Here is a 20,234-nt window from a genome sequence, read left to right as displayed (position 1 = left end):
ATGAAGAAGCATCTGATCGCATCGTTGATTGCGAGCGCTATTGTCATGCCTGCGTTTGCCAACGAGCCGCAAATCGCGCCCGTTACCGCCGATGGCGCCGGGCAAGTCGATGCCGCGCAGGCCAATGAAGCGCCACCCCTGCCGCCCATGAACGGCCTCGGTCGGCAAGTAGCCAGCGCTGCTCAAGTGGTCTACCCACGTCCGGAAGATGTCGTCAACGAAACCATTCAGGATGTGCAGGACTCGCAACTGACCCCTGCGCAACTGGAGCTGGTCAAAAAGCTCTGGCTCGATCGTGAAAAACAGAAAGCCACGCCCTACGTCAGCCCGGCCAAGCCTGTGACTCGCACCCTGGCACTGAACCTGGATCCGGGCGTGTCGCCGCCCATCGTCCGCCTGAGCAAAGGCCAGCAATCATCGATCGTGTTCTCTGACTATGCCGGGCAACCGTGGATGATCCAGAACGTCTCGATCAACCGTGAGTTGTTCAGCGATGGGCGCGAGCGCGGTGCGCAAGGCGGTCAGGGGCAGGGCGGCGGCGTCACGCCTACCAACATCCTGACCCTGGACCCAGCCACTGCTGCTGCCTACGGCAACGTGACCGTCACCCTGCGTGGCCTGTCCACCCCGATCATTCTGATTCTGGCCGCAGGCCAGGAGGAAGTGGACATGCGGGTGGATGCCAAGGTGCCAGGGCGCAACCCTGACGCTGCGGCCTCGGTTGCCCTGCAGAACATGCCAAGCATCGACAATGCGCTGACCTACTTCCTCGATGGCGTGCCGCCGAAGGAAGCGCTGCGCCTGAGGGTGACCGGGTTGGATGGCGTGGAGGCCTGGAGCTATCGCCAGAACATGTATGTGAAAGCGAAGGCTGACGCTCAGTACCCGGCGTACACCAACGCTGCGCGCAGCACGACTGGGGTGGCCGTGTATCGCTACGCCGGCTTGCAGAACAGCGTCACGTTCACGACCGGTGGGCAAGCCGTTACCGTCTTCATCGAGCAAGGGAATCTGCAATGAGTGAGAACAATACACCGCCCAGTGACGCAGGCTTTGATGAAGAGCACGATCACCTGGTGGCCGATCGCGACGAAGCCTCTGCCGGGAAGTCGGAAAAGGCGCGCAAGTCGAACGAGATGCAGCGCAATCTGCAAGCCGTGTTCGGCTCGGGTGTTGGCAAGGTCTCGCTGATTGCTGCCGGCATAGTGGTGGTTGCGTTGGGGGCGCTGGCCTACAACGGCATGACCGCCAAGGACGAGCCGGTCGGCCAGACAGCCAAGGTCGATGTGCCTCGTGCGCCACAGCCCGAAGTGTCGGTCGATCCGATTTCGGCTGCCGAAGCCGAACGTCGCAACCAGCGAAGCTCACTGGAAGCTCAGCAGGCCGCCGAGCGCGGCATGTCGTATCAGCCGGGCTTCGACCCCAACATCGTGGCCTCCACCAGCAAGGACTACGCCCGCGATCAGGCGGTGCAGTTCAATGTACCTGGGCAACCCTACAACGATACCAGTGCTCCGCCGCCGATCTATGTCGGGGCCGGCCAACCGCCCCGCGAAGAGGCGGCGAACGCTGCGCTGGCGGCTCGCCAGCAAGGTGGTGCGGGCAACGCCCAGGTAGAGGAGCAGGAGCGTCGGCGCCTGGAGGAAGAGCTGAAAAAGGCCCGCCAAGAGCGCGATGCCTACGTCAGCGAGCTGAAAAGCGAAACGCTCAAGTCGATCAAGCAGCTCATGGGTGAGTCGGAAAGCGCCAAAGGGTTTGCTGAAAAAAGCAGCTTCAGCACGGTCAGCTACTACCCGGCCGAGCGCGCTGTGGCCGACGACGGGGGCGCTATGGCGCGTACCGCCAAGGACAAGAAAGACCCCAGCGCCATCGAGGCCGTGGGCGATACCGATCGCGAATTGCTGATCAAGACCGGCACGATCATGTATGCCACGCTCGATGCCGAGGTCAACACCGATGACGGCGGCGATGTCTTGGCAACCATTCGTGGCGGCAAGTGGAACGGCTCCAAACTGATCGGCAAGATCGAGCAGGCGCCGGACAACATCCGCGTCAAGTTCACCATTCTTGCGCCGCCGGTAAACGACACACGCCCCACCATGCGCATCAGTGCAGTGGCGCTTCGCGAAGACGATGCCAAGCAAGGTATTGCCGAGACGAAGGACCACCACACCATGGAGCGCTACTTCGCACTGGGCGCTGCCTCGCTGCTGTCCGGTTACGGCCGGGCCTACCAGCAGACGGCGGGCACCACGGTCATCAGCCCGAGCGGCGTAGTGGCCCAGACCACCACCGAGCCTTCCTCCAAGCAGGTCATCGGTATGTCGGTTGGCGAACTGGGTACCTCCATCGCCTCGGAAGTGCGCCGTGGGTTCAACCGGCCTGCTACTTACGCGACGCCTGCGAACAAGGGCTTTGGCCTGTTCTTCCTGCAAGACGTTCACGATCAATCTCGATAAGGAGTTCGACATGAAGAACTGGTCGTTCGGAAAACTTTTAGGCGTTTTTGCCGGCAGCTTCGTGGCCCTCATCCTCATCGCCGTGATGGTGATGAAGGTGTCGTCGTCGCCCGCCAAAGCCAAGCGCATGACGCCAGCCCAGGCGCAGGCTGCGCAACAGCCGCGGATGGATGTGCTGAGCATTGAGTTGGCCAAGTCCAAGGAGCAGGCGCAAGCCGCCCTCGAGGCCCAGCAGAACAGTGAGAAACAGCTGAAGATCGTGCGTCAGGAATCCCAGCACAATACTCAGCTGCTGCTCAATCAGATCAAGCAGCTGGATAGCACCCTCTCTGGGCTGAACCAGCGCATGGACTATTTCGAGGCGAGCCGTCAGCGGGTAGACATCGTCAAGCCGCCGCGCAAGGCCCCGGTAGCCACCCCGGCACAAGGGCTTGCCAAAGGCGGCCATGCAATCCCGCAGTCCAGTGGCTACAAGGTGCAGGCGATTGTCGGGCACCGCGCCTGGGTCAAGAGCGGCGAGCGTGAAGACAGCGTAAAAGCCGGCGAAAGATTGCCGCCTGTACAGCGTGAACTGAATGTACTCGCGGTGGATGGCAACAGTGGCATCGTGGTCACCGCGCCCGCGCTTTAAATAGGGAAATACACATGGCAGCCGGATATGCCGATCTCGTAGATGTGATGGTCAACATCGGTAAAGTCATACCGACGGCGATCATGATGTGCCAGGGTATTGCCGCGCTTATCGGGCTTTACCTGACCTCTGCTGCGTTGGTGGAAATTTGGGGCGTTACCCACGACAACGCATTGAAGTATGTTGCCGGGCGCCAGCGGTTTTCCGTCGGTTCAGCGTGTGTGCAATTGGTCATTGGCTCGATTTTACTGGCCATCGGCACACTGGAGTGGATGGGTATCATGTCGCGCACGTTGACAGGCGATTATGCCAACTCGCGCATGCTGTCTTATTCCTCTTCCGGGAGCACGTTGCAAGCGCAAGCACAGCTGGCAACGCTGGCCCTGTTGGGCATCATGCAAGTGGTCGGTTTCATTGCCATGGTGAAAGGCTGGTTGACGGTTAACGGTTATTACAATAATCAAACGCAAGCCGGCTTGGGTACTGCCAGTGGGTGGATTATTGGCGGTATCTTGGCGTGGAACTTCAAATGGTTCAGCGATGTACTCAACAACACAATCGGATTCAATCTGGTTGGACTTTTCACGCCGTGGTCGTAACGGCTTCACGCACTATGAAACCCAAGGAGCGTCACTCATGAAAGCACTCAAAACCCTTAAAGCTGCTTACGATTCGGCCAAAGTTCGCGCAATTACCGCTGCTGTCGGCGCCCTGACCGCGCCATCGGCATTCGCCATCACCAAGACCGACCTGACCCAGGATACCTCTGGCGGCAAGACGGCCAGCGATGTCATGACCAACATCGACGACACCGCCCAGGGCGGTGCCACGCTGCTGATCTCCCTGGTGTCGATTGGTGGCTTCGTGGTCGTGGCCATGTCGCTTTACACCCTGTGGAAAGCTTCCAAGGACGAGCGTGAAAAGCCACTGTCCGCCATCGTCGGCCTGTTCATCGGCGGCTTGATGGCGGGTGTCGGTACCGTGATGTGGATCATGCGCAACACCACCGTCGGCTAAGGCTGCGCGCCGCCTACCGTAGCGCGGGGCGCAATGCCCCGCATTCTCAATAACCGTTTCGGGGATTTCAGACGTGAGCGAACAACCCTCTCCTGAGAACAAGGCCGTCAATGTCCCCACCCTGGCAAGTGGCTATCTCAGCCGTACTGCCAACCAGCCGGTATTTGGTGTGCGTCGACCGCTTTGGCGCTCCGACGATGACCAACGCACGTTGCTGAGTGAAGCGAACGCCAAACTTCGCACGGCCGTGTGGCAGCGCGACAATTACACCTGCCGCTTCTGTGGTTTCAAGTCTGCCAAGTTTCAGGAACTTCACGCGCTGGATGGCAATGCCGAAAATTGCAGCAAAGAGAATCTCGTCACTGCGTGCAACTTGTGCCGTCAGGTGCATCACCTGGGCGCGTGTGCCATGAACAACACGGGCTTTTTCGTGGCCGTTCAGGAGTTGACGCAGACCGAAATCAACCTTATTGCCCGTTGTATTTACGTGAACGAATTGCTGGGCGATGTGGCCGTCAACGAGAAACTGGCCAGCCTGCTGGCGGCGTTCAAGTTTCGTGGCAGCGACACCCTCAAGGAAGTGTATGGCGGTGAACTGATCACCGTGCTTGGCGTGGCAGAAACACTCGCCAGCAAGCACCTGGTCAGTGATGAGGAATACGCCAGGCGTGGTGAGTGGCTGGCCCCGCTGCGCCTGTTTCCCACCAAGCGCGCATTCAAGGACGGGCAACTTGAATACTACGCAACGCATAACCGCGCGCTGTTTTTGCCCGACAGTTGGTCTGCATTGACCGGCCAACTATTCAAGCATTTTGCTTAATGCACCCGAACGCAGAGCTGATCAGCCTCGCCGTTGAGAACGTTATCAAGGGAGAACAAGGACATGTTTAACAAACTCGAGGCGGTGATCCTGACGGTTCTGAGCCAGCTCAAAGCAGACGTGCAGGACTACTGCGATCTGGAGACGGTCGATGGTGGGCAGTCCATCGTCGCCAACGACGGTTCGCTGGCTTCCATCGTGCGCTTCAACGGCACCAAGAGCGTGCTGGGTCGCGAACAGTTCGAACGGCTCGTGAGCTTGCTGGAAGCATCGCTTGCCGTGTACTTCAAGGTGCGCGGCCATCACCTGCAGATTGTCTTCAGCCGTGACCTGGATGCCACCGCGCCGCTGGAGCAGAACGCCTTGCAGCAGGCGGCTACCGCCGAGCGGCTGAACCTGAACGTACGCCACCTGATCAATGAAGGGGTAAAAAAGTACGCGCAGTATGTGTATGACGAAGAATGCTACCTGGTGTTCTGGTCGCGGCCCGCGCTGCTTGACCAGACTGAAAAGACGATGGCCCGCGAAGCCACCAACGAGTTCAGAAAAGCCTCGGACTGGCCCGCTACCGCCGAGGCGCAGAACCTGCTGCGCCCCATCTCCTACCTCAAGGATCGCCACCTTTCCTTCGTCGCCAAGATTACCGAAGACCTGACGTCCCCCGAGTTCGGCTGCTCGGCCGATGTGCTCGACGTCAGCGAAGCGATTCGCGCAATCCGTGCCAAGGTGAACCCCGACATTACTCCGCGTAGCTGGAAGCCTTACATTCCTGGCAGCGCAATCCCGATGCGCTGGAAGGCCAACAACCGCAGCAATGACAAGTCGGAGTTCATGTACCCCACGCTGCCCAGTCAGATCATGGTCACCTCTGGCGAAATTGGCAGTGGCCAGCGCACAAGCCTGCTGCCAGACCCCACCAGCGTTAGGGTCGGCTCGCGGGTGTATGCGCCTTTGCTGATGTCGATTCCGCCGGCAGAGCCGCAGTACTTCAATACCCTGTTCAACAGCCTCAACCGTGCAGAAACCCAGGAAAACGGCGTGTCCAGGGCCTTGCCGTACTCCATGTCGATCATGCTGTCTTCCGATGGCATGAGTGTGCTGGCCTGGAAAAGCCTGTTTGCCCAACTGCTTTCGGTCACCTCCGAACAGAACCGCAACATCAACCTGGCCACCAAAGAACTGCGCGAGCGTGTGCGCGACGGCGAGTGCATGGTAAAGCTGCAAATTGCCGCGATGACCTGGTCCAGCCCCGACGAGAAAGGCGTGAAGGAACTTGCGCTGCGCAAATCGAAGCTGTGGCGCACCCTGGAGGCATGGGGGCAACCGGTATTCATCGAGCGTACCGGCAACCCGATGCAGGCGTTCCAGTCCAACTGCCTGGCCTTGACCACCAAGCACCTCGGCGACCCTGCGGCCGCGCCGCTGGGCGATGCGGTGGCCATGCTGCCGCTGACCCGGCCCGCGTCGCCGTTCCAGGAGGGGTCGACCATCTACCGTAGCCTGGATGGCAAGATCCTCAAGTATCAGCGCTTCTCGTCCCAGCAGACCACATGGATCACCTTGATCGCCGGCAAGCCGGGTTCGGGCAAATCGGTGTTGATGAACAACAACCATTTCGAGTCCTGCCTGATGCCGGGCCTGACGGGCCTGCCCTACATCGGCATTACCGATATCGGGATTTCCTCGTCCGGCTTCTGCGATCTTGTTCGCGACAACCTGCCACCCAGGCTTCATCACCTGGTGGTGTACAAACGTTTGCAGAACGCCAGAAAAGACTGCATCAACCCGCTTGATACGCCGCTGGGCCAGCGTTATCCACTGCCAAAGGACCGTGAGTTCAACAAGAACTTCCTGACCATCCTGGTGACGCCGCCCGAGCGCGAAAAGCCTTACGAAGGGATGAGCAACTTTGTGGGGCGCATGGTCGACCTGGCCTACCGACGCAAGGACGACAAGATCGAGCGGGCCAGCCCGGAGACCTACAAGCCCGGGCACAACGACGTGGTGGACACGGCGGTGGCGCAGCTGGGCTTCCGCATTCTTCCTGCCACCACCTACTGGGAACTGGTCGATGCGATGTTCGACGCCGGCATGGTGTACGAAGCCGAGGTGACCCAGCGCTATGCGGTGCCGACCCTCAATGATCTGGTAGCGGTGGCATCGACCGAAGAGGTTCGCGCCGAATACGAAGGCTCTGGTGAGGTGGGGCGCAGCCTGGTCGATGCCTTCATCCTTGGCATTCGCGAATCGGTCGGCGACTTCCCGGTGTTCTCCGACCACACCCGCTTCGACGTCGGCAGTGCCCGCATCGTTGCCCTCGACCTGCAGGACGTGGCGCTGCAGGGCTCTGCTTCGGCCAAGAAGCAGACTGCACTGATGTACATGATCGCTCGCCAGTGCTTCATGAAAAAGGTGGCCTTCTCGAAAGAGGACTTCCCCTTCTTCACCGAGAAGTACCTGCCGTTCTACGAGCGTCTGGTCGCCGACCTGGTAGACGAATACAAGGTCATGTGCATGGACGAGTTCCACAAGACGGGCGGCCACTCCGGGCTTCAGGAACAGATGCAGACCGACGGCCGTGAGGCGCGAAAGTGGAACATGGAAATCATCCTCGCTTCCCAGTTGATGGAGGACTTCGGCCCGCTCACCAAGATCGCCACGGCCACGTTCATCCTCGACTCGGGCACCAAGGAAACCCGCGACTGGCTCCGCAAGAACATTGGCCTTTCCGATACCGAAGAACATGCGCTGGTCAATTTCGTCCACGGTGCGAACAAGCACGGCTGTACGTTCCTGGCGCGTTTCGAGACCAAGAATGCCAGCTACAGCCAGCTGTTCACCATGTCTGCCGGGCCGATGCGGCTCTGGGCACTGACCACCACCGCCGAAGACCGCAAGCTGCGCACCATGCTCTATGAGCATATGCCGCGCCCGGATGCGTTGGCGCTGCTTGCCCGACGCTTCCCGTCAGGGGGCTGCAAGGACATGGTCGAGCGGCTCAAGCGCGAAACGTTCAAGGACGTCGAGTTTGTCGATGACGACATGGAGCAGTCCGTGATTGCGCGGATCGCCAAGGATTTGGTCGCTGACTACATCAGCGCCAGTGCATTCGAAGACGTGGTTTAAGGGGGCGACAGATGGCTCAGTACAAGGGCGCATCCCGTCAGCATGAAGTCAGCAGCAGCCGGCGGCGCAAAGATACTCGCCTGGCCGGGCAGCGCTTCAGTGACTTCTTTCAATCTGCCGAAGGTGCGGTGTTCGGTACGTTCGCGTTGCCGATCCTGGCCCTGGTACTGATCAAGGTGCCTTTTTCGGGTGAGCTGCTGTTGCTGCTGGCCTGGGCCTTCAAGCGCAAGTTCGTGGCGGTGGATAACCGGGCGTTCGATTTCCCGTACCGGGTGCCAAAGCTGGCGGATGTCAACGATGGTTCCTACAAGGGCAAGAAGAAGGGCGAGGGTGTCACCCTCTTCGGCAACGACCTGGAAACCAAAGAGCAGATCTACGCCGGCGACAGTGACCTGAGGACGCACCAGCTGGTACTGGGCACCACCGGTTCTGGCAAGCCTCAGCCCAAGCATGCCAAGGTACTCACGCCGAAGGGCTGGGTTGCGATGGGCCAGGTCAAGGTGGGCGATAGCGTGTGCACACCCGATGGCAAGCACGCCGCTGTGTTGCGGGTGATCGAGCAGGGCATCCAGCCGATCTGGACCATCGCCACGCGCGACGGCCGCCGTGCCCAGGCGACCGGCGACCACCTGTGGCGCGTCCTCAGCCGCGAACCGGACGGCACTGAACAAGCCCATACCGTGACCACCGATGCCATTCGGGCGCTGATGGCCCGTGGCGTCGTGGTGATGCTGCCGAAGGTGCGCAAGAAGCGCGGTACGGCCAAGTTCGACGGTTGGGCAGAGGTCTGGAAAGTCACCGCTGCCGGCCAGGCGCAGTGCCAGTGCATCGAGATCGATCACCCACACCACCTGTACATCACCGACGACAGCCTGGTCACCCATAATACCGAGCTGTTGCTGGGCATCGTGTTCAACGCACTGGTACAGAACACGGGCTTCATCTATGTCGATGGCAAGGGCGACCCCAAGCTGCAGAAGGAAATATTCCGCCTGTCGCGCTACCTGGGGCGTGAAGATGACCTGTTGATCATCAACTTCATCACCTCTGGCCGCGACTTCGTGGAGAAGCAGGTCGACAAGGTCACCAACAACATGAACATGATGGGGAACACCTCGTCCGGCATGTTGATCGAGCTGATCGTCTCGCTGATGGATGACTCGGGCGGTGGCGGCGACATGTGGAAAGGCCGCGCAATCATGTTCGTGGCGGCGTTGACCCGGCCACTGACCTACCTGCGTGACAAGGGGCACATCAACCTGTCGCCAGAGAAGTACCTGGAATACTTCGAGCTGAACATCATCGAAGAACTGGTGTGGGAGCACGGTGGCAAATACGGCGACATGTTTGATGTCATCGTCGCACCGTTGCGCTCGTACCTGCTGACGCTGCCGGGCTATCAGAAAGCCAAGTTGAAGAAGCAGGAAACCAAGACCCTCGAACAACACGGTTACATCGTGATGCAGCTGGGGCGGATCTTCAACGACCTGACGTTCAACTATGGGCACATCTTCAAGACCCGGGTCGGCGATGTCGATTTCTACGATGTGGTGATCAACCGACGGCTGCTGGTGGTGCTGCTGCCTGCACTGGAGCGGGCACCGGACAGCATGCGCATGCTCGGCAAGATGATCGTCGGCAGCATCAAGCAGATGATGGCCGGCTGCCTGGGTAACCGGGTTGAAGGGGTGGTGCGCGAAATCATCGACAGCCGCCCCACGGGCTCGGAGTTCCCGTTCTATACCATCCTCGATGAATACGGCTATTACGCCGTGGTCGGCTTCGCGGTGGCCCCGGCCCAGGCGCGCAGCCTGGGCTTCAGCGTGACGTTTGCCGCGCAGGACTTCTCTTCGCTTAAAAAATCCAGTGCCGAAGAAGCCGATGCCACCTGGGAAAACACCAATATCCGGGCCGTCGGCCGACTGACTTCGGGTACCGAGTCCGAGACCTGGCGGCGCGTGCAGGGTGCGGCGGCGGAGTCTTCGCAGGCCATGGTAGGTAATTTCGAGCGCTCGCCGGGGGGCGCCAATGAAAAACTGCGCCAGTCCGACAATGTTGCGATCGAACAGCGTAGCCGGTTGAACTACGACGACGTCGCCATGCAGGAAAACGGCGAATTCACATTCCTGATCGGCAAGAAATCGCAGAATGGCAAAACCGGTGGCGTGGCGCTTATCCGTGGCCTTGGCTTCTACACCGCTGGCCCTGCACCCAAAGAAATGCGGATCAACGACTTCATCCCTGTCGAGCCGCCAGAGCCTTCGGACCTGCCTCAGAGCAGGGCGTCGCGCAAGGCGTTTGTCGACAGCCTGAAAGACGGCTCTTTCGCCAAGCGGGTGCGCTCGGTGGTGAAGGGCGACCCGACCTTTGCTCGCATGCACAGCGCCTTCGAGCATAACTATGCAGATGCCGACCGGCCTGTGCTTGGCCGCCTGGACACCTCGTTCGCTGTACTTGGGGCATATCTGTCGGGCAGTTTGCAAAAGCCACCGGCCGCTGCGCCGTTGCCGGTAACGCCAGCGCCTGAGGCCGTGGCGCAAGTTGCTGTTGCGCCTGCACCCACGCCGCAACCTGACCCGCTGAGCCAGGCGTCGATCGAAGCAAGCCTGCTGGCCGTGGCGGACATGATCGCTGAGACGGCAGTGGCGCCGGTGGTTGCCGCCCCGGATGAAAAGGTATTGGACGCGGCGTGGGAGGGTGAATTGGCCATTGCCGAGCCGCAGCAGTTGCTCGACATGCAGCTGATGGCGGCCGGCGAGGGCTTTGAATCGTTGTCCGACAAATGGGCCGCGCAGGAGCGGATCCAGACTACCTGCGATGCCATCGCCCGCGAAACGGCCTATGTCATCGCGCCCGAGCCTGAAGCACTCGGCGTGGCTGGGGTACGCAAACAGTTGAGTGACCTGGATGCGCGATGCCGTGAGTTGATCAAGGGGCAGCCAGACAGCTAAGTGGCAACCCGTTGGTCGGAAGCTGTTTGATGGTTGTGTCATAAATTGACGACGATATAAATCTGACAGATAATCAGAAACTAGAATTTCTGCATGCTATGGTGAGGCGATGGGGCTGTTCAGCACAGGGAAGAAAGTAGCGAAGTACGCGTTCATCAAAATGCCGATGGCGGCGTTGGGCGTAAACCAGCTGCGCATGGGCAACCAGCACATCAAGTCGCTGTGGCAGTCGAATTTCAGCCCCGCCTGCCCGGAGTGCGAGCGGGGTGTGCTGCTCAAGGCCGAAGGCGATCACCAGGAGCTTGAACAAAGCCCGAAGGGCAAGATCCGCGTACTGCACAGCTGGGGCTGCAACAACTGCGACTTTGCGTTGTTCGAAGAGGATGACGTCAAGAAGGTCCGGGACCACGCCGCGCGCTATCGCAACGAGCGGGTCAAAGAACAGCTGACGACCATCGAGCGCGATGAGATCGACCGCATCGCTCGCAACCACCGGTTGCATTCCAGGGCGTTTTTCATCGCTAGCGTTGTCGCCATCCTCGGGTTTATCTACATGCTCGCAACCGGCGCGGGCGTGATGGTGGCCCTGAACTGGCTGTCGATCGGCTTCGCGCTGTGGGTCTTCGGCATGAAGAAGTCCTACCGCTGCTGGCAGGTTTCGACAGGGCAGTTGTTCGTCGAAGGGGCATTCTGGTTCTGGTTCCAGCACCAGAAGTGGATCATCTGAGCATGGCCGGCAAGTGGTTGTACCGCGTAGTCGTCCCGTTGACGCTGTGGCCCGCGTTGGCCCAGGCGGACGACTTTTATGCCGTGCGGCCGGCGGACATCGAATGTGTCGTTCAGGCAGCCCAGCGCCAGGGCGTACCTGCCAATGTGCTGCTGGCCATTTCCAGCAAGGAAAGTGGCAAGAACGGGCAGAGTGTCTCGAACAGCAACGGCACTTTCGACCTTGGCCACTTCCAGATCAACACCACCCATTGGGGCCCGAAAGGCGTGTTCGCCTCATACCCGGCAATCACCAAGTCCGATGTCGCCTGGCGGGGCTGTTACAACGCGGAATTGGCAGCATGGCTGCTGCGTCAGAAGCTCGACGAAAGAAACGGTCAGGATTTCTGGACCCGCGCTGCCAATTACCATTCCCGTACCAAAAAATTCAACGACATCTACAAGAAAGGCCTGATTCCGCTCGCGGTGAAATGGGGCAAGTACCTCGAACAGCAGCGCCACGCCCAGTACGTGGTGAGCTACCAGTAGAACAGGCCACCGCCAGTGCCCGAAGCGCTTGAGCGTAGGGCACGCCGGGTCGATCAGAATGACAACTTCAGGAGTTTTTACATGAAAGGAATGCTCATGGGTGCACGCGGCTGCAAGGCTGGGGGCATGCTGCTTGCGCTGTTTGTGCTGGGCGGGTGCGCAAGCTCTGCCAAACCGACCACCGATGACACCGAGGCCTTTGCCAGCCGCATCATCGCGGACAAGGTGGCCGTGGCGGTCAACTCGCAGCACAACTATGTTTCGTCGCTGACGGCCGACCGCGTCAAAGCGGCCTCCAGGCAGGCTGCGGTCGACACCGACCAGGTGGATATCGACTTCATCGGCAAGCCCCAGGAGCTGTTGCAGACGTTCGCCAGCCGCTATGGCTATGCCTATGTCGAAAGCGGCAAGCGCGTGGACCTGAAGCCGATCAACATCTGGGTGCGTAAAGCCACGCCCATTAACGTACTCAAGGATGTGGGCGTGCAGATCGACACCGGCGCCGATGTGGTACTCGACAAGAGCACCAACACGCTGCGCCTGATCTACAAGCCTGTACCGCTGGCTTTGGGGAGGGGCTGAACATGGCGATGGACATGCCCCCGATGACCCTCGAAGACGCTGAGCGCCTTTACGACAAGCCGGCTTATGTTCAGCAGCAGGGTGACGCCGGTGATGCCAGGTCGGCCGTGGAAGCCATGCGTGACGAGAAGAACCAGGCCTCGGCGGCCCGCGGCGAGGCCATTCTCGATGCGGCATTGCAGGTGGGGGTAAAGGCTGGCCTGGCGTGGCAGCTGACCAACATCAACAAGGCACTGAAGGAGCGCGAGCGTGAGTTCGATACGGTCTACGACTTCAGCAACCTGATGATCCAGGACCGTGTGGTGCCGCCGGTGATCACCGAGGCGCGCGACCTGTACAACCAGGACGGTGACTACACGCTTCGCCTTTCGGGCGCGTCCTACAAGATCGAGTCGCAGGCACGCTTTTCGTCGGTCCCGCCAAGCTGGCGCGAGTATCTGAGCTTCCCGCTGCCCGCCATGGACCGCACGTCCCTGGTGTCGGCGCTGATGCCACGCTCGGACGAAGAAGAACGCGTGTGGAAATTGGCCGTCCGTGACGGTTGGAAGCAAGGCGTCGAGCAGGCCAACCTGATGCTGACCTATGGTTTCGACCGGATGAACCGCGACATCGATGGCATGCGCCGTTTCAGCACGTTCGCCCGCCACGGCCAGATCACGATGCCGATCATTTCCGGTGCCGCGATCCCTGTCACCAAAGAGGGGCAGACCATGGCGGTGGACGAGACCCTGCTGCGCATCACCGCGTTGCCGCAGTTCAACGACAACATGAATGTATGGCGCAGTTCGATTGCAACGTCGACCGCAGCCGACCCTGTGCGCAGGCCGCCGGCACCGCGTGCACCCAGCCCGGCGCCGGCGCCTGGTGTTTCCAGCCAGCCCGGTGCGGCCAAGGCATTTGCCGTGCCCGGTGGTGGTGAGCTGCGCACCCAGCCTTCGGGCAGTGAAGGCGGGCCGCAATGAAGCAGGACTTTCACGATGACGTGATGATGCTGGAACCCGGTGCGATGATCGAGCGCCTGGAACGGCTGACCAGTTATGAAGACCCCTTTCGCTTCGACCGTGCCGAGCAGTTCAAGGCGATGATGCTGGAAACGCTGAGCCATGGCGTCAGCGACATCTTCATCCAGCCCGCATTGCCGGTCGTGGTGAAGAAGTACGGCCGTCTGTATGCGGTCACCCGCCGTGCGCTGGATGTCGGGGAGGTCAACGAGCTGCTCAAGATGGCCGCCAACCGCGACACAGCCACCACCGATATCGTGTCCGGTACTGCAGTCAACGAGCGCTACGAGTTGTTCGACCCGCAGCGCAAGGATGCCCGCGGTGCTCGGCTGCGTTATGCCTACCGGGTCAACGCCTCGCCCATTGCCTGCCATGGCGATACGTCCTGCCAGATCGTCATCCGGGCGATCCCCGACGACCCACCGCGGATTCAGGACGTAGGCCTGAGCGAAGACATCGTGAGGATGGCCACGCCGCGTGACGGCATCGTGTATATCGCGGGGGCGACCGGCCATGGCAAGACCACCACCTTTGCCGCCATCAACCGCTTCATTCTTGAAAATGACACGCCGATCAAGGGCAACCTGATCAGCCACGAAGAGCCCATCGAATTCACGTACGAAAAGATTCAGAGCAAGCATTCGATTTTCGTGCAGTCGCAGATCCCTACGCACTTCAAAGACTTCTACAGGGCCAACCGCGAGGCCATGCGGCGTGCGCCCGGCCTGTGTGTGATCGGTGAATTGCGTGACCAGGAAACCATTCGGGCGGCGGTCGAGCTGTCGCTGACAGGCCACCCGGTGTTCGGCACGGTTCACGCCAAGGATGTCGCGGCGATCATGCGCAGGATGATCTCCCGCTTCCCCGAACAGGAGCGGGCGACCGCGATTTACGACCTGGTCGATACCAGCCGGTTCATGATGGCGCAGAAGCTCGTGCCCACGGTGGATGGCAAGCGTACGGCGGCCCGTTCCTGGCTGCGGTTCACCGAGCAGGTACGCGACACCTTGATGGACTTGACCGACATGGGCCGTGTGACCCAGCGGGTCGCCGAATTCGTGCGTGAGGAAGGGCATACCTTTGCTGCTGAAGCAGATCGCCTGCTGGCAGCAGGTTTGATCAGCGAGTCGACCGCCCGCGATCTGCGGCACGGTTGAGCCGGGAGCGCCCTGTAATGGCATTGCAAACGAGATTTTGGAGGGGTTATGGCAAAGGGACGGTACCACTGGAGCAGAAGCGCGCCACCGGCACGCTTTTTCGTCATCAACGCAAGCGCCGCCTTGCCTTGGTTGATGTTGCTGCTGGTGCCAGCGTTGTGGAAGTTTCTGCTGCCGTTGGCGCTGTGCATGACGTTCGGCCTGGTCTACATCGAAGTCGTGAAAAAAATGACCGTGCGCGCGGTGTTTCGCCAGGCCGGGGTTTTCCTGGTAGGGCGGGTGCGCACCACGCACAACATTCTCAAAGAGCTGGTCAGGTAGAAAGCACGCTGCACAGGGCCGTCACATGGCTTGGCGGCGTTGCGGGTGTGAAGGCATTTTTGGCCCAGGGAGGCGTTGAATGAAACAGCAAGGCGGTGGGCAAAGAAGCTTTACCTGGGATGACCCCGCCGTGCTCATCGGCATCATTCTGGTGCTGTACCTGGGGGGCTGGGGCGCATGGTCTTTCGCCCATGACAAGATTGCGACTGTCTATGTCTACATCCGTTACGTGGAGCTCTGGCTGTTGAGCGTTGCGGGCGAATTCGCGGCGCTTCCGGGTATTGCTTCGATCAACCAATGGGTCGGGCGGATGTGTGCGCCGGACGGTATTATCGGCGCCTGCCAGCGCGATTTTTCGACGGTGGCATGGAGTGAAATCACCTCGTCTTCCCTGGTGGTGAACGGGTTCCTGCTTGTGGTGATGGTGGTGCTGTCGGTGCGCATGTTCATCCGCATCAACAAGACCCACCCCAAACTCAAATTCACCAAGACGCACAACATCAAGAGTTATGTGCAAGAGAGCAAGGCGCAGTACCCGCACCTGCGTATGTTCGCGGAACTCGACCTGATTGCTCAGCCGCTTGATCATCCGGTGTTCGGCATGTCGCAGACATCCCGCCAGTTTGCCTATGAGCACCTGCTGATCAGCGGGTGGGCAGAGCAGGCGGACCGCAGCTGGGCGCCTACCCTGGATCGTGAAAAAGCCACCGAGGTGATGCGTCGTCAGTTGGGCCAGCACTGGACTCGGGTGGGTAACCTGACCCCTGCCGAAACCCTGCTGGTGGCCATCGCGCTACCCCGCGTGGTTGCCACGGATGCTGCCCTGGACGACGCCGCCTTCAAGGCGGCCATGGCCGACAGTGATTACATGATTGCCTGGTGCTGGGACCAGTTCAAAGCGCCTTCGGGCAAGGGCAGCAAGGGGCAGGGCGCGCCCGAGCCTTATGCGTGGTTGAAACCTGAAGTGCCACTGGAAGTGCCGCGGGCGATCATTCAGAAGTACATCAAGCACCCTAACGCAAGCGCGATCCTGCACGCCCATGCGTTTGTCAGAACCATCATTTTCGCCATGTTCTTCCAGGCGCGGCGCCTGGGGGTATTGCCACCGGCCGAGATGCGCTGGTTGCGTTTCTTTGATCGGGACATGTGGTACGCCCTGCAGACCATCGGGCGCCAGGCGGGCTTCCCGGAGGCGCCGGGGATCCTGTCGCACTTTCTTTACGAGTGCAAAGCGGGTATGTCGCTGGCAGAGCCTCAGCTCGACAAGGCGGTTAACGGCCTTGAGCAAGCCATGTCGGCGTACAAGTACCTGGATGCCGACAAGAAGCGCTACGAGGCAGTGCAACAAGAAAAGCATGCTGCGGCCCAGGCGGCAGCACTTGCTGAGGGTGCGCCCTGACGGTGCGGCCTTGAGCGTATCAGTACCACTAAAGGGCCATCTTTAAAGATGGCCCTTTTTTGTTTTTTTGGTGCCAAGTTCTACTTTTTTGTTAGAATACGGTCGTATTGGATTATTAATAAGGACATCGAGCCATGAAAGGTGTGATTGCAAGACCTGTAGCCGTGTTGGCGGCGCTTGCGGCGGGGGTTTCAGCCGCCCATGCCGACCCTGCTCAAACGGCAGACCTCTCTTCCTTCATCACCGCTCAAGGTGCCGTTGCGGCAAACCCTGCGCAACAGCCACTCGATGACCTGACTGCGCAGCGGGTATCGCGCTACGGCCGCATCGTCAACGCCCGCCCTGTCGGCCTGGGCGGCTTGACTGCCTGGACCGTGGAAAAGAACGGCCACCAAGTGGTGCTGTTCAGCACACCGGATTCCTCGGTGCTGTTCACCGGGGTGGCCTGGAATGCTGAAACAGGCGCGAACATTTCCGACGCCTTCCTGCCGGGTGTGGCCCAGCTGAACAACACTCGCCCGGCAAGCCCGCCCGTAGCCGCTGCACCGGCCGCGCCGCAGATGTCGCCGGTTGAAGCCACGAACGTGCGGGAAGCTGCAGCCATGGACGGTAAATACCAGGGCGCGGTACCTGAATCGATGAAGACGGTTGACTCGCTGGCGGGCGTCAAGGAAGGCGATGGCGATATCGGCGATACCGTCTACATCATCATCGACCCACGCTGCCCGTATTGTCGCGAGGCGTACAACTTAACAAGGGCTTACGCGGCAAAGGGCCACACCATCAAGTGGATCCCGTCGGCTGCGCTGGGCAACCCGGCAGATGGCGTGCCGCTTGCTGCCACGATCCTGCAGGCCAAGGACCAGCACACGCTTGAGCGGGTGCTCGGCAAGCACGAACAGATTCGCTCCGAGCCTTCGCCGGAGACGGTGGAGCAGCTGAGCACCAACCTGGCGTTTCTGTACGCAGCATTCGAAAACAACGGCAAGGAGCAAGCGGGTGTCCCGGCTGCCTTCTTCGTCGACCACCGCACAGGGAAGCCAAGGATGATGACGGGCCTTTCGCAGGCCGTCGTGCTTGAAGACATCTTTGGAAAACTTTAAGGAGCAAAGTACATGAAAGCCAAAGCCCCGAACTTCGTATTCGACCCCAGCATCCGCCTCTTCGGCTCGGCCGAGCATTTGTTGGTGGTGTTCGACAGCCAGAGCCCACATGACGCGCTGCGGGCTACCCGCACCGTGCGCATCCCCAAGGCGTTCAAGCAGCTGTCCCTGGTGGTGGCAGGCCTGGACGCCGCTGAAGATGATGGGCACCGGCGCATGCTGACGGGAAGTGTCAGCCTGGCGATCCAGGATGATGCCGACGTGTTGTCGAGCTACGAGCTGGCTGCCCTGCAGTTGGTGTTCCATGCCGAGGCGGATCGCAAGGGCGCGCTCACCCACATCGACCCGGCACTGGTTGCCTATCAGGTGCGCCAGGCGCTTTCGGAATGTTTGAACGAGGCCCTGAACGACTACTTCCAGCGCGAAGAAGCGCAAAAGGTTAGCGTGCAGCCGGAGACCTTGCAGCCGGTTGTGGCGAGTGCGCAGTACCACGCTGCAGCGCCCCAGCCGTCACGCAAGGCGCTGCGCGAGCAGGCCGCCAGCGACGCAGAGCGCCAGGCCCGGTCACGCCGGCGCAAGGCGGTATTGGCGTGGGTCGTGCCGCCCGTTCTGGTCATTGCCGTATTGTCGACTCTGTCACATCTTGCTTCCAGTCAGTCGCCGATTGAAAATGCTGTCGCGCAGCAGATGGCGAACGATCCCGAGTCGATCAAGGCGCAGGTCGAGCTGACCAAGCAGACGCTGCAGTCCATGGGGCTTGACCCAGGGCAGGGCGGAGACCTCGGATGCCTGGCACCGCAATGATTTCAATTGCTCCCATCTTCGCTGCTATGCAGGTGCCGAAGGAGGATCTTTTCCAGGATTGGAGATAAGCAGGCGATGCTCGTGAAGCCTTCGTCTGCTGTTCTGCTTGAGCGGGGTTCTGCGCCCGCCAGCACGTGAAGACTATTTTGGATTGGAGAACCTTTAGGTACGTATATGCGACCAGCGAATGAAGTAAAAGACGGGGCTAAATTATTATCCCTTGCCCAAGGCCTGAGGTCGCTGCTGGTCCCCTCGCCGGATGTACTGGCAGATACCGTCAAAGAGTTGCACCCCTTGGTCAACTTGTCTGACAAGGTGCTGCCGTTGAAGTCGTATTTCAACATGGTCCAGGACATTCAGCGGACCAAGCATACCCACGCCGCCATGCGCGCCGCGGGTGAGGCGCTGAGCCGCGAAGCCATTCAGCAAGGCGTGTCGCGCAAGCTCTGCACCGAAGACATTTTCATGGTGGCGTGTTCTTTCCTGGAAGTGGAAATCGCCAAACAAGGCTCGGTGTACTACCTGAGCGGCGAGTCGCCCGACTTTAAAGAAACGAAGAAGAACCGAAACCCGCTTGATCTGTCCGATGAAGTCGTGCTGAAGAACCTATCGAGCGGGTTGGCCCGTCCCGACACCGATCGCGGTGCAGTAGAGCGTGGGCAGATCGACAGTGGCTTCAACCACCTGGTGCGGTTGAACCAGCTGCATAACCTGATGCTGGAAAGTGTGCGGTTGATGAAGGCGGATGAGCGGCTGACCAAGGTCGATATCCGCAAGAAGTTCAACATTTCGCACACGGATTACGAGCGCATGATGTCGATGGCGCGCCGGTCGGGGCTTATTTCCTTCCGCAATCGGAAAAAGGACCCGTCAAACTCTTACACCTTGCGCAATGACAACCATGAGCGCGTTTCCGAACATGCGAAAAACTTCGGCCACACGCCGCAGAAGATGTTGAACAAGATCCTTGATGACTTCTTCGGCATGCTGGAAAAACGCAAAAAGCACGAGGACTGATGCAGATGGGTAACCAGGGCCAAAAGGATGTGGGGCCGGCAATCAGCGCAGAAGAGCGGGCACGGGTAACGCGGGCTGCCAGGCAAGTGGTGGCCTACGCCAACTTTCTGCGTTGGACGGCGAACTTCAAGCGGGACGAAGTGCTGCGTCATCCCCGGCATGAGCGCGTGATGTTGCTTTCGCCCATGCAAAGTGGGCGTTTCAGTTTCGCGCTGGAGGGCGACACCCTGTATGTGGGTGTTCAGCCATTCGAGGCGGCCTGGGCTGCTCACATGCCTTTCCAGGCCGCTTACGTCTCCGATCGCCTGTACCTGTCGGTCGAAGGCGTCAGCTTCATGGATGCCCGTATGCCGCCCTTGTCGCTCGGCATTTTTGTTGATGAGAGCAGCAAGCGTGCGCTCATGGCGCGCGCCAAGTTCGTTCGGTTCGTGCATGTGAATGTGCGTGACGGCTACGTGATCGATGTCGGTGAGCCTTGTGGCGAGCCTGTCGAGATGCGCCCAGGCGATGTGGTGCAGCAACTGCAGCAGACCCAGCAGGCGAAAGTTCAGCAGCAAGACATGGGGCGGTTCTTCTGATCGCGCTCAAGCAG

19 protein-coding genes are annotated in these 20,234 nt (G+C 60.2%); all 19 read left to right on the top strand.

The genetic code is table 11. The features are described from left to right. The 19 genes from CKW22_RS04500 (at position 1) to CKW22_RS04410 (ending at position 20,220) form a co-directional block, all read left to right on the top strand. Positions 1–1,020: a DotH/IcmK family type IV secretion protein gene (locus CKW22_RS04500; protein WP_095063843.1), complete on the top strand. Its 1,020-nt coding sequence runs from the start codon at positions 1–3 to the stop codon at positions 1,018–1,020. Beyond that, positions 1,017–2,459, top strand: coding sequence for a DotG/IcmE/VirB10 family protein (locus tag CKW22_RS04495; RefSeq protein WP_095063842.1), 1,443 nt, complete (start codon positions 1,017–1,019; stop codon positions 2,457–2,459). The genes CKW22_RS04500 and CKW22_RS04495 overlap by 4 nt, the downstream gene beginning before the upstream one ends. Before the next feature lie 10 nt (positions 2,460–2,469). After that, positions 2,470–3,090, top strand: a complete 621-nt coding sequence (locus CKW22_RS04490; RefSeq protein WP_095063841.1) for a type IV secretion protein DotF — start codon at positions 2,470–2,472, stop codon at positions 3,088–3,090. Between the two features lie 14 nt (positions 3,091–3,104). Continuing rightward, positions 3,105–3,689: a type IV secretion protein DotIE gene (locus CKW22_RS04485; protein WP_095063840.1), complete on the top strand. Its 585-nt coding sequence runs from the start codon at positions 3,105–3,107 to the stop codon at positions 3,687–3,689. Between the two features lie 37 nt (positions 3,690–3,726). Further along, positions 3,727–4,107, top strand: coding sequence for a hypothetical protein (locus CKW22_RS04480; protein WP_095063839.1), 381 nt, complete (start codon positions 3,727–3,729; stop codon positions 4,105–4,107). Between the two features lie 73 nt (positions 4,108–4,180). Further along, positions 4,181–4,927: an HNH endonuclease gene (locus CKW22_RS04475; protein ID WP_095063838.1), complete on the top strand. Its 747-nt coding sequence runs from the start codon at positions 4,181–4,183 to the stop codon at positions 4,925–4,927. Between the two features lie 63 nt (positions 4,928–4,990). Continuing rightward, positions 4,991–8,053, top strand: coding sequence for a type IV secretion protein DotO (locus CKW22_RS04470; protein ID WP_095063837.1), 3,063 nt, complete (start codon positions 4,991–4,993; stop codon positions 8,051–8,053). A gap of 11 nt (positions 8,054–8,064) precedes the next feature. Then, a complete protein-coding gene (locus CKW22_RS04465) occupies positions 8,065–11,004 on the top strand; it encodes a TraM recognition domain-containing protein (RefSeq protein WP_095063836.1) in 2,940 nt (979 codons plus the stop codon). Positions 11,005–11,113: 109 nt separating this feature from the next. Beyond that, complete coding sequence (locus tag CKW22_RS04460) at positions 11,114–11,731, top strand: hypothetical protein (protein WP_095063835.1); 618 nt, start codon at positions 11,114–11,116, stop codon at positions 11,729–11,731. Positions 11,732–11,733: 2 nt separating this feature from the next. Beyond that, the gene (locus tag CKW22_RS04455) at positions 11,734–12,258 is read left to right on the top strand and encodes a transglycosylase SLT domain-containing protein (RefSeq protein WP_227696470.1); all 525 of its coding nucleotides are present in this window, start codon (positions 11,734–11,736) and stop codon (positions 12,256–12,258) included. 81 nt (positions 12,259–12,339) lie between these two features. After that, positions 12,340–12,840: a DotD/TraH family lipoprotein gene (locus tag CKW22_RS04450; RefSeq protein WP_227696469.1), complete on the top strand. Its 501-nt coding sequence runs from the start codon at positions 12,340–12,342 to the stop codon at positions 12,838–12,840. Between the two features lie 14 nt (positions 12,841–12,854). Continuing rightward, positions 12,855–13,802 carry a type IV secretory system conjugative DNA transfer family protein gene (locus CKW22_RS04445; protein ID WP_227696468.1) on the top strand — a complete coding sequence of 316 codons (948 nt, stop codon included), beginning with the start codon at positions 12,855–12,857 and terminating at the stop codon, positions 13,800–13,802. Next, complete coding sequence (locus CKW22_RS04440) at positions 13,799–14,998, top strand: ATPase, T2SS/T4P/T4SS family (protein ID WP_095063833.1); 1,200 nt, start codon at positions 13,799–13,801, stop codon at positions 14,996–14,998. Before CKW22_RS04445 ends, CKW22_RS04440 begins: the two co-directional genes overlap by 4 nt. 48 nt (positions 14,999–15,046) lie before the next feature. Beyond that, the gene (locus CKW22_RS04435; RefSeq protein ID WP_095063832.1) at positions 15,047–15,319 is read left to right on the top strand and encodes a hypothetical protein; all 273 of its coding nucleotides are present in this window, start codon (positions 15,047–15,049) and stop codon (positions 15,317–15,319) included. Between the two features lie 79 nt (positions 15,320–15,398). Further along, positions 15,399–16,718: a type IV secretion protein gene (locus CKW22_RS04430; protein ID WP_095063831.1), complete on the top strand. Its 1,320-nt coding sequence runs from the start codon at positions 15,399–15,401 to the stop codon at positions 16,716–16,718. Between the two features lie 134 nt (positions 16,719–16,852). Then, on the top strand, positions 16,853–17,821 hold the full coding sequence (locus CKW22_RS04425) for a hypothetical protein (protein WP_095063830.1): 969 nt from the start codon (positions 16,853–16,855) through the stop codon (positions 17,819–17,821). A gap of 12 nt (positions 17,822–17,833) precedes the next feature. Further along, complete coding sequence (locus CKW22_RS04420) at positions 17,834–18,625, top strand: hypothetical protein (protein WP_095063829.1); 792 nt, start codon at positions 17,834–17,836, stop codon at positions 18,623–18,625. Between the two features lie 174 nt (positions 18,626–18,799). After that, complete coding sequence (locus tag CKW22_RS04415) at positions 18,800–19,642, top strand: hypothetical protein (RefSeq protein WP_095063828.1); 843 nt, start codon at positions 18,800–18,802, stop codon at positions 19,640–19,642. Continuing rightward, the gene (locus tag CKW22_RS04410) at positions 19,642–20,220 is read left to right on the top strand and encodes a hypothetical protein (protein ID WP_256577283.1); all 579 of its coding nucleotides are present in this window, start codon (positions 19,642–19,644) and stop codon (positions 20,218–20,220) included. Before CKW22_RS04415 ends, CKW22_RS04410 begins: the two co-directional genes overlap by 1 nt. The last annotated feature ends 14 nt before the right edge of the window (positions 20,221–20,234 follow it).

Source organism: Pseudomonas sp. Irchel s3f19 (assembly GCF_900187555.1).
Taxonomy (GTDB): Bacteria; Pseudomonadota; Gammaproteobacteria; order Pseudomonadales; family Pseudomonadaceae; genus Aquipseudomonas; species Aquipseudomonas capeferrum.
The sequence above is the reverse complement of the archived record's forward strand: the minus strand, read 5'-3'. Positions and strand labels throughout refer to the sequence as shown.

What these genes read in the sequence shown, in the direction of transcription:
- CKW22_RS04500 (WP_095063843.1), top strand. Translation starts at nt 1, where the DNA reads ATGAAGAAGCATCTGATCGCATCGTTGATTGCGAGCGCTATTGTCATG.
- CKW22_RS04495 (WP_095063842.1), top strand. Translation starts at nt 1,017, where the DNA reads ATGAGTGAGAACAATACACCGCCCAGTGACGCAGGCTTTGATGAAGAG.
- CKW22_RS04490 (WP_095063841.1), top strand. Translation starts at nt 2,470, where the DNA reads ATGAAGAACTGGTCGTTCGGAAAACTTTTAGGCGTTTTTGCCGGCAGC.
- CKW22_RS04485 (WP_095063840.1), top strand. Translation starts at nt 3,105, where the DNA reads ATGGCAGCCGGATATGCCGATCTCGTAGATGTGATGGTCAACATCGGT.
- CKW22_RS04480 (WP_095063839.1), top strand. Translation starts at nt 3,727, where the DNA reads ATGAAAGCACTCAAAACCCTTAAAGCTGCTTACGATTCGGCCAAAGTT.
- CKW22_RS04470 (WP_095063837.1), top strand. Translation starts at nt 4,991, where the DNA reads ATGTTTAACAAACTCGAGGCGGTGATCCTGACGGTTCTGAGCCAGCTC.
- CKW22_RS04465 (WP_095063836.1), top strand. Translation starts at nt 8,065, where the DNA reads ATGGCTCAGTACAAGGGCGCATCCCGTCAGCATGAAGTCAGCAGCAGC.
- CKW22_RS04460 (WP_095063835.1), top strand. Translation starts at nt 11,114, where the DNA reads ATGGGGCTGTTCAGCACAGGGAAGAAAGTAGCGAAGTACGCGTTCATC.
- CKW22_RS04455 (WP_227696470.1), top strand. Translation starts at nt 11,734, where the DNA reads ATGGCCGGCAAGTGGTTGTACCGCGTAGTCGTCCCGTTGACGCTGTGG.
- CKW22_RS04450 (WP_227696469.1), top strand. Translation starts at nt 12,340, where the DNA reads ATGAAAGGAATGCTCATGGGTGCACGCGGCTGCAAGGCTGGGGGCATG.
- CKW22_RS04445 (WP_227696468.1), top strand. Translation starts at nt 12,855, where the DNA reads ATGCCCCCGATGACCCTCGAAGACGCTGAGCGCCTTTACGACAAGCCG.
- CKW22_RS04440 (WP_095063833.1), top strand. Translation starts at nt 13,799, where the DNA reads ATGAAGCAGGACTTTCACGATGACGTGATGATGCTGGAACCCGGTGCG.
- CKW22_RS04435 (WP_095063832.1), top strand. Translation starts at nt 15,047, where the DNA reads ATGGCAAAGGGACGGTACCACTGGAGCAGAAGCGCGCCACCGGCACGC.
- CKW22_RS04430 (WP_095063831.1), top strand. Translation starts at nt 15,399, where the DNA reads ATGAAACAGCAAGGCGGTGGGCAAAGAAGCTTTACCTGGGATGACCCC.
- CKW22_RS04425 (WP_095063830.1), top strand. Translation starts at nt 16,853, where the DNA reads ATGAAAGGTGTGATTGCAAGACCTGTAGCCGTGTTGGCGGCGCTTGCG.
- CKW22_RS04420 (WP_095063829.1), top strand. Translation starts at nt 17,834, where the DNA reads ATGAAAGCCAAAGCCCCGAACTTCGTATTCGACCCCAGCATCCGCCTC.
- CKW22_RS04415 (WP_095063828.1), top strand. Translation starts at nt 18,800, where the DNA reads ATGCGACCAGCGAATGAAGTAAAAGACGGGGCTAAATTATTATCCCTT.
- CKW22_RS04410 (WP_256577283.1), top strand. Translation starts at nt 19,642, where the DNA reads ATGCAGATGGGTAACCAGGGCCAAAAGGATGTGGGGCCGGCAATCAGC.